The 16068-nt window shown below is 63.0% G+C and carries 14 protein-coding genes; all 14 read left to right on the plus strand.

Annotated elements, in window-relative coordinates; all coding sequences use genetic code 11:
* Window positions 1-60: 60 nt before the first annotated feature.
* A complete protein-coding gene (locus H7995_RS13740) occupies window positions 61-1920 on the plus strand; it encodes an ABC transporter ATP-binding protein (RefSeq protein WP_182340829.1) in 1860 nt (619 codons plus the stop codon).
* Window positions 1921-2094: 174 nt separating this feature from the next.
* Window positions 2095-3372: a cystathionine gamma-synthase family protein gene (locus H7995_RS13745; RefSeq protein WP_185818489.1), complete on the plus strand. Its 1278-nt coding sequence runs from the start codon at window positions 2095-2097 to the stop codon at window positions 3370-3372.
* A 143-nt stretch (window positions 3373-3515) separates the two neighbouring features.
* Window positions 3516-4946 carry an amino acid permease gene (locus H7995_RS13750; protein WP_166590670.1) on the plus strand — a complete coding sequence of 477 codons (1431 nt, stop codon included), beginning with the start codon at window positions 3516-3518 and terminating at the stop codon, window positions 4944-4946.
* A gap of 59 nt (window positions 4947-5005) precedes the next feature.
* Window positions 5006-5896 carry a LysR substrate-binding domain-containing protein gene (locus H7995_RS13755; RefSeq protein ID WP_166590669.1) on the plus strand — a complete coding sequence of 297 codons (891 nt, stop codon included), beginning with the start codon at window positions 5006-5008 and terminating at the stop codon, window positions 5894-5896.
* A gap of 16 nt (window positions 5897-5912) precedes the next feature.
* Entirely contained in the window at window positions 5913-7307 is a 1395-nt protein-coding gene (gene thrC / locus H7995_RS13760; protein WP_185818490.1) for a threonine synthase, read from the plus strand.
* A complete protein-coding gene (locus H7995_RS13765) occupies window positions 7304-7741 on the plus strand; it encodes an Lrp/AsnC family transcriptional regulator (protein WP_166590667.1) in 438 nt (145 codons plus the stop codon). The genes thrC and H7995_RS13765 overlap by 4 nt, the downstream gene beginning before the upstream one ends.
* A gap of 344 nt (window positions 7742-8085) precedes the next feature.
* Window positions 8086-9129 (plus strand): homoserine dehydrogenase, encoded by a 1044-nt coding sequence (locus tag H7995_RS13770; protein WP_166590666.1) that lies wholly within the window; start codon window positions 8086-8088, stop codon window positions 9127-9129.
* Window positions 9130-9139: 10 nt separating this feature from the next.
* Complete coding sequence (locus H7995_RS13775; RefSeq protein WP_185818491.1) at window positions 9140-10552, plus strand: aldehyde dehydrogenase family protein; 1413 nt, start codon at window positions 9140-9142, stop codon at window positions 10550-10552.
* Between the two features lie 317 nt (window positions 10553-10869).
* Window positions 10870-12072 (plus strand): pyridoxal phosphate-dependent aminotransferase, encoded by a 1203-nt coding sequence (locus H7995_RS13780; protein ID WP_185818492.1) that lies wholly within the window; start codon window positions 10870-10872, stop codon window positions 12070-12072.
* Window positions 12073-12127: 55 nt separating this feature from the next.
* Window positions 12128-13027: a transporter substrate-binding domain-containing protein gene (locus tag H7995_RS13785; RefSeq protein WP_166590663.1), complete on the plus strand. Its 900-nt coding sequence runs from the start codon at window positions 12128-12130 to the stop codon at window positions 13025-13027.
* 122 nt (window positions 13028-13149) lie between these two features.
* Entirely contained in the window at window positions 13150-13878 is a 729-nt protein-coding gene (locus H7995_RS13790) for an amino acid ABC transporter permease (protein WP_185818493.1), read from the plus strand.
* 2 nt (window positions 13879-13880) lie between these two features.
* Window positions 13881-14567, plus strand: coding sequence for an amino acid ABC transporter permease (locus H7995_RS13795; RefSeq protein ID WP_182340809.1), 687 nt, complete (start codon window positions 13881-13883; stop codon window positions 14565-14567).
* Window positions 14564-15292, plus strand: a complete 729-nt coding sequence (locus tag H7995_RS13800) for an amino acid ABC transporter ATP-binding protein (protein WP_185818494.1) — start codon at window positions 14564-14566, stop codon at window positions 15290-15292. Before H7995_RS13795 ends, H7995_RS13800 begins: the two co-directional genes overlap by 4 nt.
* A 308-nt stretch (window positions 15293-15600) precedes the next feature.
* Window positions 15601-15924 carry a helix-turn-helix domain-containing protein gene (locus tag H7995_RS13805; RefSeq protein ID WP_166590660.1) on the plus strand — a complete coding sequence of 108 codons (324 nt, stop codon included), beginning with the start codon at window positions 15601-15603 and terminating at the stop codon, window positions 15922-15924.
* The last annotated feature ends 144 nt before the right edge of the window (window positions 15925-16068 follow it).

A 16068-nucleotide genomic window follows, 5' to 3' on the forward strand; every position in this document is an offset into this window, starting at 1 on the left:
ACCCTCAAGGCAACCGTTCAGTGGCAGAATCTCCTCAACTTGATGGTTCTGGAGAACACCATGCTTCGTGCGTTTGAACGAAGGCTCGACCCCTTTCCGCCCGATGAGGTGCCACCACCCCCTAACGGTCTGGCCCGCTTCCTGTGGGCCTGTACCCGGGGCGCCCGTGGTTACATCCTTGCGCTTGCGGTACTGAGTGCCGGTGTGTCGATTTACGAAGCCTGGCTGTTTTACTTCCTTGGGCAGGTCGTGGACCTGCTCTCGACCTGGCAGGCAGGCGGTGCAGCGGCGGCGCAGGAAAGTCGTGTGTTGTGGGGCATGGGCATCGTCATGGTGACCAGCGTTGGATTGGTGGCGTTGCGCACCATGGTGCAGCACCAGATCCTGGCGATTAACTTGCCGTTGCGCCTGCGTTGGGATTTCCATCGCCTGATGCTGCGGCAAAGCCTGTCGTTTTTTTCCGATGAGTTTTCCGGCCGGGTCACCACCAAGGTGATGCAAACGGCGCTGGCGGTGCGTGACGTGCTGTTCACCCTGATCGAGATCGCCCCCGGGATCGGCGTGTATTTGATTGCGATCATTGCACTGGCCGGCGGCTTCGCCCTGAAACTGATGCTGCCGTTCGTGGCCTGGGTCGTGTTGTTCGGCCTGGCCATGTGGTACTTCGTGCCTCGTCTGGGAAAAGTCGGGCAGGAGCAGGCCAATGCGCGGTCGATGATGACCGGGCGCATTTCAGACGCCTATACGAACATCACGACGGTGAAGCTGTTCTCCCACTCCAATCGTGAAGCGCACTTCGCGCGTGCAGCGATGGAGGATTTCAAGCAAACCGGTTTTCGCCAGATGCGCCTGGTCAGCCAGTTCGAGATCGTCAACCAGGCACTGGTGGTGGCGTTGATCATGTCGGCCGGTGGTTATGCCCTGTGGCTATGGCACCACGGTGAGGTAGGCGCCGGTGCCGTGGCCGCAATCATTGCCATGGCCTTGCGTATCAATGGCATGTCGAACTGGGTCATGTGGCAAATGACCTCGCTGTTCGAGAGCATCGGCACCGTACAGGACGGCATGGCAACGCTGACCCTGGGCACCAAGGTGCAGGACGCGCCAGGTGCCGGCGCGCTCGTGACCTGCGGTGGGGCGGTCACCTTCGATAAGGTGAGCTTCAACTACAACGGCGAACGCCAGGTACTCAACGACCTGAGCCTGAGCATCCGCCCGGGCGAAAAAATCGGCCTGGTCGGCCGCTCTGGCGCGGGCAAGTCCACGCTGATCAACTTGCTGCTGCGCTTCTATGACGTCGACAGCGGGGAGATTCGCATCGATGGCCAGAACATCGCACACGTGACGCAAGACAGCCTGCGTGGCGCCATCGGCATGGTCACGCAGGATACTTCCCTGCTGCACCGCTCCATCCGCGACAACATCGCCTACGGCCGTCCCGATGCGACCGACGCGCAAATCCGCCGCGCCGCGGCCAATGCCCAGGCCGATGAGTTCATCAGTCAACTGAGCGACCGGCAAGGCCACAGCGGCTACGACACCCTGGTGGGGGAACGGGGCATCAAGCTGTCCGGCGGCCAGCGCCAACGCGTGGCCATTGCCCGGGTAATGCTCAAGAACGCCCCGATCCTGCTGCTGGACGAGGCCACCAGCGCGCTGGACTCGGAAGTCGAAGTTGCCATCCAGGAAAGCCTCGACGAAATGATGCAGGGCAAGACGGTGATCGCCATTGCCCATCGGCTGTCGACGATTGCCGCCATGGACCGGCTCATCGTCATGGATGACGGACGCATCATCGAACAGGGCACCCACAGCGAATTGCTCGGCAAGAACGGCGTCTATGCGCGCCTGTGGCAGCATCAGAGCGGCGGGTTTCTGGGGGAGGACAACGGCGTGGTCGAGGCTATGGATCAGGCGTGAGTGCGCAGGGGCGCAGCAGAGCGAGCCGATGCAGTTCGCACCTGCCCAGCCATTAAAAAAACCGCCCCTTTGCCACCGATTCCATCGTTTCTCGGGGGCGGCTTATTTCCCTATATTGGCCGCCATACCCGGTGAGTGGCTGAACGCTCGCCATCCTTAGTGCGAGTAGTCTCTATGAATAAAAAACCTGACAGCGCAGGACTCACCCATGCCGGCGCGGGGACCCGTGCGGTCTGGGGCGGGGAGCAGGGTGGACATCCCTACAACGCCACGCAAACGCCGATCGTTGCCAGTGCCGCCTACGCCTACGACGACATCGACGTCTGGTACGACGTGGCGCTGGGCAAGGCGCCCGGCTTCATCTACAGCCGCATGAGCAACCCGACGGTGGAGACCCTGGAAGCGAAGATCCGCCAACTGGAACAGGCCGAGTCTGCGGTGGCGTTCAGCAGCGGCATGGCGGCCATCAGCAGCGTGCTCTACACCTTCCTGGCCAACGGTGACCGGGTGGTGTCGACCAAGGACAGCTACGGCGGCACCAACAAGATCTTCGAAGAATTCCTGCCGCGCATGGGGGTGCAGGTGACCTTGTGCGAGACCTTCGATCACGTTGAGATCGAAGCGCAAATCGCCAAGGGCTGCCGCGTGCTGTACCTGGAAACGCCGACCAACCCGACCCTGAAAATTCTCGACATCCAGCGTCTGGTTGCCGCGGCCAAGCGTGTCGGTGCGCTGGTGGTGGCCGACAACACCTTTGCCACCCCCCTGAACCAGAACCCACTGGCGCTGGGTGTGGATGTGGTGATCCACAGCGCGACCAAGTTTCTCAGCGGCCATGGCGACGTGCTCGGCGGCCTGGTGTGCGGCAGCGAAACCCTGATGGCCCAGGTCCGGCATTACCGGGAAATCAACGGCGCGTCCCTCGACCCGTTCTCGGCCTACCTGATCATCCGTGGCATCAAGACCCTGGTGCTGCGCATGCGCCAACAGCAGCACAGCGCCCGTGCCCTGGCGGATTACCTGTGCACCGAAGCCCTGGTGGAGTCGGTCAACTACCCAGGGTTGCCCAGCCATCCGAACCACAGTGTCGCTGCTGCGCAGATGCGCGGCTTTGGCGCCATCGTCAGCTTCGTGCTGGTGGGGGGCATGGACACGGTCAAGGTGCTGCTGCCACGCCTGCGGTTTGCCCATTGCGCGGGCAACCTGGGGGCGGTGGAAACCATCTACGGCCCGGCCCGCACCACCAGCCACGTCGAGAACACCCTGGAGGAGCGTCTCGCCCTGGGGATCTCCGAAGGGTTGGTGCGGGTCTCGGTCGGCATCGAAGACACCGATGACCTGCTCGCGGACCTGCAGCAGGCGTTCGCCTATGTCCGGCGCGTTCGGGAAGAGCCGCCCGTATCCCTGGCACACCTCGCCAGTCATCCGTCTGGCGCCGAGGTCGCAAGCTGACGCTTGAGGGATCACCCGCCCCACGGCGAGTCCGTCCGTGGGGACTTCATGAAGAGCCATAACAATAAAACCTGGGTGCGCCTCTGCCGGGCAACCGTGCGCAGGCGCCAGTGCGTGCCCTAAACCCTTTCATGAGAATAACCATGTCCATAAAAGAGCAAAAACTCGACCCCCGTTCCGGTTTCAAACAGGAAATGCAGACCCGCCACATCGTCATGCTGGCATTGGGCGGCGTGATCGGCACCGGCCTGTTCCTCACCTCCGGCTACACCGTCAACCAGGCCGGCCCACTGGGCGCGGTGATCGCGTACATCATTGGCGCGCTGATGGTCTACATGGTCATGATGTGCCTCGGCGAGCTGGCGGTGCAGATGCCGGAAACCGGCTCCTTCAGTACCTACGCCACGCGTTTTCTCGGCCCGGGCACCGGCTACACGGTGGCCTGGCTCTACTGGCTGACCTGGACGGTGGCCATCGGCTCGGAATTCACCGCCGCCGGGATCCTCATGACGCGCTGGTTCCCGGACACCCCGGTGTGGATCTGGAGCGCCCTGTTTGCCGGAGTGGTGTTCCTGACCAACGTGGTTTCGGTGCGTCTGTTTGCCGAGACCGAATTCTGGTTGTCGCTGATCAAGGTGATAACCGTGGTGGTGTTCCTGGCGATTGGCGGCGGCGCGATTCTCGGCCTGTTGAACATCGACCAGGTACACAGCATCGGCCTGGGCAACTTCACCCGTGAAGGCTTGTTCCCCACCGGTTTCATGCCGATTGCCATGACCTTGCTGGCGGTGGCCTTTGCCTTTTCCGGCACCGAGTTGATCGGCATCGCCGCCGGTGAAACCAAGGACCCGCAACGCAATGTGCCGCGGGCCATCCGCACCACCGTGCTGCGCCTGGCGATCTTCTTTGTCGGCACCATCTTTGTCCTCGCGACCTTGCTGCCCCGTGAGCAGGCCGGGTTGGTGGAGAGTCCGTTTGTCACGGTGTTCACCTACATCGGCATTCCGTACTCCGCCGACATCATGAACTTCGTGATCATCACGGCCTTGCTGTCGGCAGCCAACTCCGGGTTGTACGCCGCCTCGCGGATGCTCTGGACCCTCAGCGACCAGGGGCACCTGCCCAAGCAGTTCTCGGCTCTGACCCGCATGGGCACGCCGCTCAACGCAATCATCGTGAGCATGGCCGGGGGCGCCGCCTCCCTGCTCAGCAGCGTGTTTGCCGCTGACACCATCTACCTGGCATTGGTGTCGATTTCCGGGCTGGCCGTGGTGGTGGTCTGGATGAGCATCGCCGCCAGCCAGATCGGCTTTCGCCGGCACTATGTGGCCAACGGCGGCGACATCCGTGACCTCAAGTTCAGGGTCCGGGGTTACCCGTGGGTGCCGTTGGGGGCGTTGGTCTGCTGCAGCCTGGCCTGCGTCGGCATCGCCTTTGATCCCGAGCAGCGCGTGGCCCTGTACTTCGGCCTGCCCTTCATCGCCTGGTGCTACTTCGTGTATTACATTACCCGCAAAAGCCGTGAGCGTCGCTTGGCGCTTGCCCCCTTGGCACAACCGTCCGATGCGTTCTAGCAACCGTCGACGGGCTGGGCAGATTCGCTCGGTGCGGGGGTGTTACAGAGGTCCAGGTCATGAAGCAAAAAACCTTACCCCCGTTGAACTGGTTGCGGGCCTTCGAGGTGTCTGCCCGCTGCCTGAACTTCACCCACGCCGCCGACGAGTTGTTCCTGACCCAGGGCGCGGTCAGCCAACAGATCCGCCAGCTCGAAAGCCATCTGGGGGTGGCGCTGTTCAAGCGCTTGCCCCGTGGCCTGGGATTGACCGAGGAAGGGCAGGCCTACCTGCCCGTGGTGCAGGACGCGATCACTCGGCTGGCCGTGGGTACCAACGAAATTTTCGGCCAGCACAAGCGCCGGCCGATCAAGGTGCGCGGCAGCCTGTCGTTCTTCGTGCACTGGCTGGCGCCCAGGCTGGTGGGGTTCCGCCAGGCGCATCCGCAGGTCGACATCCGCTACATCAGCAACATCTGGGTCAAGGAACTGGACGGCGAGGACGACATGGAGATCCGCTGGGGCCATGGGCATTGGCCCGGCCTGGTGGCGCAGCGCCTGACCTGGGACAGCCTGTTCCCGGTCTGCTCGCCGGCGCTGATGGCGCGCTCGCCCCTCAAGGTCCCGGCCGATGTGGCCCAGCACCCGTTGCTGCACGTACTGGGTTACGAAGAAGGGTGGGGCTACTGGTTGAAGATGGTCGGCGCCGACAGCGTCGACTCCTCCACCGGCATGCAGTTCGACACCCTGATCTCCACCTTGCGCATGGCCGAGTTGGGGCAGGGCATTGCCCTGGCCCGTTCGTCGATGGTGCTCGAGATGCTCGAGGACGGACGCCTGGTGGAACCCTTCGCCCAGCGCATCGAAGCCAGCGAGTCGTTTTACCTGGTGCGCGGTGCCGGCACCGAGGAACACCCCGACGCGATCATGTTTGCCACCTGGCTGGTGGAGCAGGCGCATCGTCACAAATGAATGGCCGGAGCCAACCATGCGTTATGTAAGTACCCGCAATTGGGCCGTAGAGGCTGACTTCGAAAAGGTCGTGTTATCCGGACTGGCCGACGATGGGGGATTGTATGTGCCCGTCGAACTTCCCCACTTCAGCCCGCAGGACATTGCCAACTGGTCGACCCTGGCCTATGACGAACTGGCCTGGCGGGTGTTGCAGCCGTTTATCGGCGAGGCAATTGCCGAAGCGGATTTGCGGCCGCTGCTCAAGGCCGCTTGCCGCGGCTTCAGCCATCGGGCGATTGCGCCCCTGCACCAGGTCGACCGCAACGAGTGGGTGCTGGAGCTGTTCCACGGGCCCACCGGTTCCTCGAAGGACTTTGCCGCGCAACTGCAGGCCCAACTGGTGCAACACTTCCTGCGCAAGCGTCAGCGCCGGGCGGTAGTGCTGGGGGCCACCAATGGCGACACCGGGCTGGCGGCCATCGAGGCGTTCAAACACTGCGCAGAAGTCGACGTGGTGCTGCTCTATCCGCAGACCGGCGTGGCACCGCAGCAGTGGCAGCAGTTGCAGGCGGTGAACCGACCCGCAGTCCAGCGGTTCGCGGTCAACGGCAGCTTCGATCAGTGCCAGACCCTGGTCAGCCAGCTGTTCCAGCAGTGGCCGTGCGCCGACGCGTTGGCGGTCAGCTTCAACTCCAGCAACTGGGTCAGTGTGCTGGCGCAACTGGTGTTCTATTTCCACGCGGTGCTGCAACTGGGGGGTGGTCAGCGGCCCATCGGTTTCAGTGTGCCGGCGGCGAGCTTTGCCCAGGTGTATGCCGGGTACATTGCGCAGAAGATGGGACTGCCGATCACCCAGATCATTGTCGCGACCAATCAGAATGATGCGCTGCACCAGCTGTTCCTGAAGAACCACTATGGTCGTTCGCAGGCCAACAAGACCCTGTCGCCGGCCATGGACCTGTCGATTTTCTCCAACCTCGAACGATTGCTCTGGGCGTTGTACGGGCGCGATGGTCAGGCGGTGAGTGCGCTGATGGCCGGGTTCGAGGCCAGTGGCGACATGCGCATGGCCAACGAGTGCTGGTTGCAGGCGCGGATGATCATTGACTCCTACGCGGTCAGCGATGCCGAGACCGTGCAGGAAATCAGCGCGCTGTACCGCGACACCGGCTACGTCATCGATCCCCACACGGCGACGGGCGTGCTCGCGGCCCGGCTCTATCGCCGCAGCCTGGTGGCGCCGATGGTAACCCTGGGCGAGATCGCTCCCGGCAAGTCGGCGCAGTTGCTCGGCGAGCTGGGGATCGTCCTGCCCGTGGTGCCTGCCCCGAGAGTGGAGCAGGGCGGCGATGGGGAATGTCGGATCGAGGCGGATGATTTGCACACACTTGAGCAACGCGTGGGCGCGCTGCAACGGGAGGCCCGGTGAAACGTATTCTCGATCCCCTCGATGAGCGCATCATCGCCGAGCTGCGGCTCAATGCCCGGGCAGCCCATGCGGAGCTGGCGGCCAAGGTCAACCTGTCGCGCAATGCCGTGCGCCAGCGCATAGAGCGACTCGAGCGCGACGGTGCGATCCAGGGGTATACGGTACGCACGGGAGAGGGCCATTCCGGCGCCTCGAACATCAATGCGGTGATTTTTGTCTACCGCTACGACCGCATGCGCGGCGCCGAGGTGCTGCAGGCGCTGCGGGCCATCCCGGAAGTCATCCAGTGCGATGTGATGAGCGGCGAGTTCGACCTGATGCTGCGCGTCGGCGCCGCCAGCCCCGAGCGGGTGCACAAAGTCTGGAACCAGATCTCGGCACTGCCTGGGGTGGAAAATACCGTGACTTCGTTTGTGTTGTCGTCGGTGGTTTAGGGCGAGTCGGGCTGTACACAAAATCTGTGAGCAACCAAATTCATTGTGGGAGCGAGCGCCCGCTTGCGGCCTGCTCGCGATGAGGCCAGCACAGCCAACATCTATGTTGCCTGACCCACCGCCATCGCGGGCAAGCCCGCTCCCACACAAATTTTGTGGCTGTACACAAAATCTGCGAACACCCAAAACCACACTCTGGGAGCCCCCCACACCGGTCCGTGCAATTGCGCAAACCCTGGGCAAAACGCCCAGGAAATAGAGCAAATTGGCCTATTTCACTGCCCAGGCCCGCCGCCTAATCTAGTGCCCAACAACCCATCCCCCGGATCAAGGGCAATAACAAAATGACTGAATACAAACTGGCGCTGGTCGGCTTCGGTGGTGTCAACCGGGCGTTGGCCCAACTGATTGCCGAGCGTAATGAAGGCTGGAAAACCGAGCTGGGTTTCAGCCTCAAGATCGTCGGGGTGACCGACTTGTTCCTGGGCTCGCTGGTGGGCCGTGAAGGCCTGGACGCTGGAGTGCTGGCTCGGCTGCCGTCGGTCAAGGGGGCGTTGGCCCAGCTTCCTGGCGGCACGGTCGAAGCCTTGAACGAAGCGGTGATCAAGGACTCGGGGGCTGACATCATTGCCGAGGCGACCTTCACCAATCCGGTGGACGGCGAGCCTGCCACCTCGTTCTGCCGTTGGGCCCTGGAGGCGGGCAAGCACGTGGTGACCACCAACAAGGGACCGATTGCCCTGCACGGTGCCGAGCTCAAGGCCCTGGCCCTGCGCAACAAGGTGGCCTTTGAATACGAAGGTTCGGTGATGAGCGGCACACCGGTGATCCGCCTGGCCAAACAGACCCTGGCCGGCAGTGCGATCAACGGATTCGAGGGCATTCTCAACGGCACCTCCAACTTCGTCCTGACCTGCATGGAAGGCGGCCTGGGGTTTGCCGAGGCGGTGCGCCAGGCGCAGGAACTGGGCTACGCCGAAGCCGACCCGAGCGCCGATGTCGAAGGTTACGACGTGCGCCTCAAGGTGGTGATCCTGGCCAATGAATTACTGGACGCCAAACTGCAGGTCAGTGATGTCAGCTGCCAGGGCATCAGCGCCCTGACCCTGGATGACATCGCCAAGGCCCGCCAGGAGGGTGCGCGCTGGAAGCTGATTGGCGCCGCCACGCGTCAGGCCGACGGCTCGGTCAGTGCCCGGGTCGAACCGCGCCTGCTGCGCAACGACCACCCCTTGGCCGCGATCAGCGGCGCCACCAACGCGGTGTCGTTCACCAGCCCATTGCTCGGCGCCGTGACGGTCTCGGGGCCCGGCGCCGGGCGTATGGAAACCGCGTACGCCTTGTTGTCGGACATCATCAGCCTGCACTCAACCGTTGCCACCCACTAGGAGAAAGCCTGTGAACCTATCGCGTCTGGCCCTGGCGGTTGTCGAGCCGCCTATCGATGTGTTGAACCCGTTTGACGGCAGCCTCGTCGGCACGGTTGCCAAGGTGGGTGCGGCCCAGGTCCCGCAACTGCTGGAACAGGGCCGGCAGGGTGCGCGCCTCTGCGCCGCGCTGCCGCGCCATCGTCGCGCGCGGATTCTTGAACAGGCCGCACTGGCCATCGAGCGCGATGCCCATGGCTTTGCCCGGCTGATTGTCGACGAAGCCGGCAAGACCCTGGTGCAGGCGCAAAAGGAGGTCAAGCGCTGCGTCAACACCCTCAAGTTGTCGGCCGAGGAGGCCAAGCGCAACGCCGGCGAAGTGGTGCCGTTCGATGCCTACGAAGGCTCCGAGTCACGCCAGGGCTGGTTCACCCGCGAGCCGTTGGGCCTGATCGTCGCGATCACTCCGTACAACGACCCGCTGAACCTGGTGGCGCACAAGCTTGGTCCGGCCATTGCCGGCGGCAATGCGGTGATCCTCAAGCCGTCGGAGCTGGCGCCCTTGTCGGCCCTGCGCCTGGTGGATTACCTGGTGCAGGCCGGGCTGCCGGAGGCGGTCGTCACGGTCGCCACGGGCGGGGCAGAGCTGGGCAGGGCGCTGGTGGCCGCCCGCGAGGTGCGGATGATTTCCTTCACGGGCGGCTTTGTCACCGGCGAGCAGATTGCCCGCACCGCCGGCCTGAAGAAGCTGGCCATGGACCTGGGCGGCAATGCGCCGGTGATCGTGATGGGCGACTGCGACTTGCCGGCGGCGATCGACAGCTGTGTGTCCGGGGCATTCTGGGCTGCCGGGCAGAACTGCATCGGCACCCAGCGCCTGTTGGTCCAGGCGTCGGTCTATGAAGCCTTTTGCGAAGGGTTCGTGCGCCGGGCCGAGGCGCTGGTCGCCGGTGACCCTGCCTTGGCGAGCACCGATATCGGGCCGATGATCACCCCGCAGGCGGCGCAGAATGCCGAACAGGTGGTCAACGACGCCTTGCGAGACGGCGCCAGGCTGCTCTGCGGCCATCGCCGCCAGGGCTCCTGCTATGGGGCGACGGTGCTGGAGAATGTCGATCACGCCAGCCGGTTGTGGCGCGAAGAAGTGTTCGCCCCGGTGGTGGTCCTGCAACCCTTCGACACCTTCGATGAGGCGATCGCCCTGGCCAACGAGCCGGAGTACAGCCTGCACGCAGGGATCTTCACCGGTAACCTGGCCACGGCCATGAGCGCCGCCCGGCGGATCGAGGCGGGGGGGGTGATGATCAACGACTCCTCCGATTACCGTTTCGATGCGATGCCCTTCGGCGGCTCCAAGTACGGCAGCCTGGGGCGCGAAGGGGTGCGTTTTGCCTATGAAGAAATGACCCAGCCCAAGGTGGTGTGCCTCAATACGCCGACCTAGGTGTTTGAAGGCCGCTGTTACCGGTAGAAGCTGGTAGGTCATCGTACCTCTTTCGGAGTTAATCAGCCCAGGCAGCGATTCTTTTCTGCTTGAGGCTGACTTTCCCAACCCCCTCATCTAGCCCCATCAGGCCTGTCATACCTCGCTAACCACTGGTTATCGAGGTGCGACGGGCCTTTTTGCGTGGAAAAAAAACACTGGCACTTGGCGATTGCGAAATCAGAAAAACGCATGTCATACTACGTCGTACAACAACAGCGAGGCGCTTGACGATCCTCCATGATCTTCAGCGGACCTCCAAGGAAGGCGGGCATTTCATGAGTTTTGAAAGTCAACGCGTCAAGCAGATCTCTTCTTCTCCGAGCATGATCATTTCCATGCGTGCCAAGGAGCTGGCCAGCCAGGGTCGCGACATTGTCGACATGAGCCTGGGCGAACCGGATTTCGATACCCCGGCCCACATCATCGACGCCGCCAGCCAGGCCATGCGTGACGGCCATACCCGCTACACCGCGCCCCAGGGCACCTTGGCCTTGCGCCAGGCGATCGTCAGCAAGTTCCAGCGCGAGAACGGCCTGGACTACAGCGTCGACGAGATCACCGTGGGCAACGGCGCCAAACAGGTGATTTTCAACACCTTCATGGCCACCCTGGAGGCCGGTGACGAGGTGATCATCCCCGCGCCGTACTGGGTCTCCTATTCCGACATCGTCACCTTGAATGGCGGCAGCCCGCAGGTGATTGCCTGTGGCATCGAGGTCGGCTTCAAGCTGACTGCCCAGGTGCTGCAGGCCGCACTGACCGAGAAGAGCCGCTGGCTGGTCCTCAACTCGCCGTCCAACCCTAGCGGTGCCATCTATTCCCTCGCCGACCTGCAAGCGCTGGGCAAGGTGCTGGAAGACTTCCCCAACGTGCTGGTGATGTCCGACGAAATCTACGAGCACGTGCTGCTCGCCGACCAGCCATTCGTGTCCTTCGCCAATGCCTGCCCGCACCTGCGTGAGCGCACCCTGCTGATCAATGGCGTGGCCAAGGCCTATGCCATGACGGGCTGGCGCATCGGTTACGCCGCCGGCCCCAAGGCGCTGATCGCCGCGATCAGCAAGATCCAGTCGCAAAGCACCTCAGGCGCCAGCGCGATTTCCCAGGAGGCGTCGCGCGCCGCGCTGCAAGGCCCGCAGGATTTCGTCAAGCACAGCGCCACCGAGTACGCCGCGCGCGGCCGCCTGTTGGTCGAGGGCCTGAGCCAGTGCGCCGGCTTGCGTCTGAGCGCACCGGCCGGGGCCTTTTACGCCTTCCCCGAGTGCAGTCAGTTGCTCGGTCGGGTCAGCCCGGACGGACGGGTGATCATCGATGACGTCGAGTTGTCGGCCTACCTGCTCGACCATGCCGGTGTCGCCGTCGTGCCGGGGTTGGCGTTCGGGCTGCCGGGGTACTTCCGGCTGTCGTTCGCCACCTCCCGGGAAAACCTACAAAAAGCGGTCGTTCGTATCCGCGAAGCGCTGGATGCCTTGCGCTGAAACGCTTCGCCCTTTCGCTGTGCCAAAGCTGCCATAACAAAAGTCGGAGATCCCCATGCTCGATAAAAAGAAACAGCTGCTTGCCCTCGTCGTCGCTGCTTGTCTGGGCACCAGCGTTGCACAGGCTGATGACCTCACCGGAACCCTGAAGAAAATCAAGGAATCGGGCACCGTCACCCTCGGTTACCGCGACGCCTCGTTGCCGTTTTCCTACCTCAACGATGCCCAGCAACCGATCGGCTACAGCATCGAGCTGTGTCAGAAAATCGTTGACCAGATCAAGGTCAAGGTCGGCGAGCCGGGCCTCAAGACCGAGTACGTCTCGGTCGTCGCGGCGACCCGCACCCCCCTGTTGATCAACGGCACCATCGACCTGGAATGTGGGGTGACCACCAACACCGTCGAGCGCCAGAAACAGATTGGCTTCCTGCTCACCAGCTATGTGGCCAGCGCCAAGTACGCGGTCAAGAAGACCGCCGGCATCAACAGCGTGGCCGACCTCAAGGGCAAGGCGGTGGTGGTGATTACCGGGGGCAGCGGCGAGTGGATCACCAAGAACCTGAATCGGGAAAAACAGCTGGGCCTGAAAATCCTCAATGCCAAGGACGGTGGCGAAGCCTTCCTGATGCTGGAAACCGGGCGCGCCGTGGCCTACATCAACGACGACGTGCAGTTGATGGCAACCATCGCCCAAAGCCGCAGCCCGGACGCCTACACCTTGCTGCCCGAGCCGATGTCCGCCGAACCCTATGCCATCGGCATCCGCAAGAACGACCCGCAGTTCAAGTCCTTTGCCGATGACGTGCTGCGCAATCTCTACAGCACCGGGGTGATCGATGCCCAGTACCCGAAATGGTTCGAGCAGCCGATCCCGCCGAAAAATGCCGTGATCAACCTGCCGATGAGCGAAGCGCTGAAACAAGCTATCGCGCACCCGAACGACACCGGGGTCTGATGCCGGTTTGCCAATGAACTGATGCGCTTTTTAAGGCGTGGGTGCTGGCTTGCCAGCTCCTGCGCAGGGGAGAGCGTGTTCAGCGTGCAAGCGTTGTGCTTTTTCTGAAAGGTTGGTGGTTGATGGATTACAACTGGAACTGGAGCGTGTTCTGGGATTTCGCTCCCGGAGAAACTTCGTCGTATCTGCACTGGCTGGTCACCGGCACCAGCTGGACCCTGGCGACCACCTTGGTCGCGTTCATTCTCGCGCTGTTGATCGGTGGCCTGGTCGGCACCCTGCGCACCAGTACGCTGCGGCCACTGGTGTGGCTGTGCAACCTGTACACCGAGGTGTTTCGCAACATCCCGCTGCTGGTGCAAATGTTCATCTGCTTCTTCGTGGTGCCCGAGTTGCTGCCGGTGTCGATGGGGGACTATCTCAAGCAGGACTTGTCCTATCCCTCGTTCTTCAGTGCCGTGGTGGCGCTGACCCTGTTCACCTCGGCCAAGTTGTCGGAGCTGTTCAAGGCCGGTATCGAGTCGGTTGCCGGTGGGCAGCGGGGCGCGGCCCTGGCGCTGGGCCTGCGCCCGACCCAGATGTACCTGCAGGTGTTGTTGCCCCAGGCGATCCGCGTGGTATTCCCGCCGCTGACCTCCGAGGCCCTGAACACCCTGAAGAACTCATCGGTGGCCCTGACCATCGGCTTGATGGAGTTGACCGCGCAGGCGCGCAACGTCAGTGAATACTCGTTCAACACCTTTGAGGCGTTCACCGCCGCCACCGTGATCTACGTGGTGATTTCGCTGCTGGTGACCTTTGTCATGGGTCATATCGAACGTTCCCTGGCCATTCGCGGCGCGACGAGGTAGTCATGTTTGATCTAGACCCAAGCGTCATTGTCCGGGCCATGCCGGCCCTGTGGAATGGCCTGAAATTCACCCTGCTGCTGACCCTGGTGGCCATGTCGGTCGGCATCGTCGCCGGCACCTTCCTGGCGCTCATGCGCCTGTCGCACAACCGCGTGCTGCGCGGCTTTGCCCTGGGCTATGTGACGGTGATGCGCAGCATCCCGCTGGTGCTGGTGATTTTCTGGTTCTACTTCCTGATGCCCCTGCTTCTGCAGATGGCCTTCGGCACCGAACGCCCGGTGCAGATCGGCCCGGTGGTCACCGCCTTCGTGACCTTCTGCATGTTCGAGGCGGCCTATTACAGCGAGATCATTCGGGGGGGTATCCAAAGCGTCAGTGGCGGCCAGCGACAGGCCGCGGCGGCCCTGGGCCTGCGTCCGGCGCAATCGATGATCTACGTGATCCTGCCCCAGGCGCTGCGCCGCATGACCCCGTTGTTGTTGACCCAGACCATCATCCTGTTCCAGGACACCTCACTGGTGTACGTGCTGTCCATCGCCGACTTCACCGGCGCGGCCAGCAAGTTCGCCCAGCGAGACGGGCGCCTGGTGGAGCTGTACCTGTTCGTGGCCCTGGTCTACCTGGTGATCTGCTACCTGCTCTCCAGCCTGACCAAACGCCTGAAAAGAAATGTAGGGAGAACCGCATGATCCAGATGAAAAACCTGAGCAAATGGTACGGCAACTTCCAGGTCCTGAAGAACTGCACCACCGAGCTCTCGCGAGGTGAAGTGATGGTGGTGTGCGGGCCGTCCGGTTCCGGCAAGAGCACCCTGATCAAATGCGTCAACGGCCTGGAGCCGGTGCAGGAAGGCGAGATCTTTATCGAGAACCAGCCTGTCACGGGCCAGGGGGTGGACCTGCCGAAACTGCGTGCGCGGGTTGGCATGGTGTTCCAGCATTTCGAACTGTTCCCGCACTTGAGTATCATCGACAACCTCAACCTGGCGCAGATCAAGGTGCTGGGCCGCGACCGCGACACCGCGACCAAAAAGGGCATGGCCTTGCTGGAACGCGTCGGGCTCAAGAGCCATGCGCACAAGTACCCGATCCAGTTGTCCGGCGGCCAGCAACAGCGGGTCGCCATTGCCCGGGCCCTGGCCATGGACCCGATCGCCATGCTGTTCGATGAACCAACCTCGGCGCTCGACCCGGAAATGGTCAACGAAGTGCTGGACGTCATGGTCCAGTTGGCCCGCGAGGGCATGACCATGATGTGCGTCACCCATGAAATGGGCTTTGCCCGCAAAGTGGCCGACCGCATTGTGTTCATGGATGGTGGCCAGATCATCGAGGACGTGAAGTCCGAAGAGTTCTTCGGCGCCCCACGCTCGGACCGGGCCCGCAGCTTCCTGTCGAAAATCCTCCAGCACTAAGGCGTTGCGCGCGGGCCGGGAGCCATTCCCGGCCTGGCCGCCATACCGATCACTCAAGCGATTTGCGCCGCTCTTGTAGCAGATGCTGATCGCCCAACGGATCAGCATGAGTCGTTGCCCCTCTGTTTTTGCTGTCTCTCCCCCCGCGCTTTGCCAGCTGCCGCACATTTCTCCTCGTGATCGCTCACTGGCGATCGGATTTCGTGCCAGATTTCCCGACAGGGTCTTCGCCGTCGTGCCAGGAGCCCGGACCGCTCCTGCCCAAAGGCTGTGGGCGGCTACAGGATATTCACTGCTGCGAGGCTGACATGTCACTGAATCGAGGACGACGTATCCGTAAAGCGATGGGGCAGCGCCACATCAACAAGCATTACGCGCTGGCTGCCGCCATGGGGGTCAGCGAGAGCGCGGTATCGCGCTGGTGCCAGGGCGGGCCCATGACCCTGGCCAATGTCATCACCCTGTGCGAGTACCTGGACGTATCAGCGGACTGGCTGCTGCTGGGGCGTGGTGGCATGGAGCAGCACCGACAACCGACGCCATGGCCGGCCGAGCTGCCGTTTCCCGACCTGTGCGATCGGGCGCGCGCGCACCTGATGCGTGTTCTGCAGGACCCTGCCAGCGGCTACTGAGCGCCACGCACGCGAAGTGCGCAGTGCTCATGCGCCATTGCTTGTAGGCCTGGCGCAAGCTTGCCAGGGTGGTGACGCGCTACGTGCACCGCAAGGGTGTCGGGGCGCCAGTGACGATTCTGTGGTTCAAACTGTTAAGGAGAA

The sequence above is a fragment of the Pseudomonas kielensis genome (genome assembly GCF_014236655.1).
GTDB lineage: Bacteria > Pseudomonadota > Gammaproteobacteria > Pseudomonadales > Pseudomonadaceae > Aquipseudomonas > Aquipseudomonas kielensis.

Bases quoted from the DNA above. Each gene is read 5' to 3' on its own strand.
- H7995_RS13785 (WP_166590663.1), top strand. From the start codon at position 12,128: ATGCTCGATAAAAAGAAACAGCTGCTTGCCCTCGTCGTCGCTGCTTGT.
- H7995_RS13750 (WP_166590670.1), top strand. From the start codon at position 3,516: ATGTCCATAAAAGAGCAAAAACTCGACCCCCGTTCCGGTTTCAAACAG.
- H7995_RS13805 (WP_166590660.1), top strand. From the start codon at position 15,601: ATGTCACTGAATCGAGGACGACGTATCCGTAAAGCGATGGGGCAGCGC.
- thrC (WP_185818490.1), top strand. From the start codon at position 5,913: ATGCGTTATGTAAGTACCCGCAATTGGGCCGTAGAGGCTGACTTCGAA.
- H7995_RS13770 (WP_166590666.1), top strand. From the start codon at position 8,086: ATGACTGAATACAAACTGGCGCTGGTCGGCTTCGGTGGTGTCAACCGG.
- H7995_RS13780 (WP_185818492.1), top strand. From the start codon at position 10,870: ATGAGTTTTGAAAGTCAACGCGTCAAGCAGATCTCTTCTTCTCCGAGC.
- H7995_RS13795 (WP_182340809.1), top strand. From the start codon at position 13,881: ATGTTTGATCTAGACCCAAGCGTCATTGTCCGGGCCATGCCGGCCCTG.
- H7995_RS13755 (WP_166590669.1), top strand. From the start codon at position 5,006: ATGAAGCAAAAAACCTTACCCCCGTTGAACTGGTTGCGGGCCTTCGAG.
- H7995_RS13800 (WP_185818494.1), top strand. From the start codon at position 14,564: ATGATCCAGATGAAAAACCTGAGCAAATGGTACGGCAACTTCCAGGTC.
- H7995_RS13790 (WP_185818493.1), top strand. From the start codon at position 13,150: ATGGATTACAACTGGAACTGGAGCGTGTTCTGGGATTTCGCTCCCGGA.
- H7995_RS13740 (WP_182340829.1), top strand. From the start codon at position 61: ATGCTTCGTGCGTTTGAACGAAGGCTCGACCCCTTTCCGCCCGATGAG.
- H7995_RS13745 (WP_185818489.1), top strand. From the start codon at position 2,095: ATGAATAAAAAACCTGACAGCGCAGGACTCACCCATGCCGGCGCGGGG.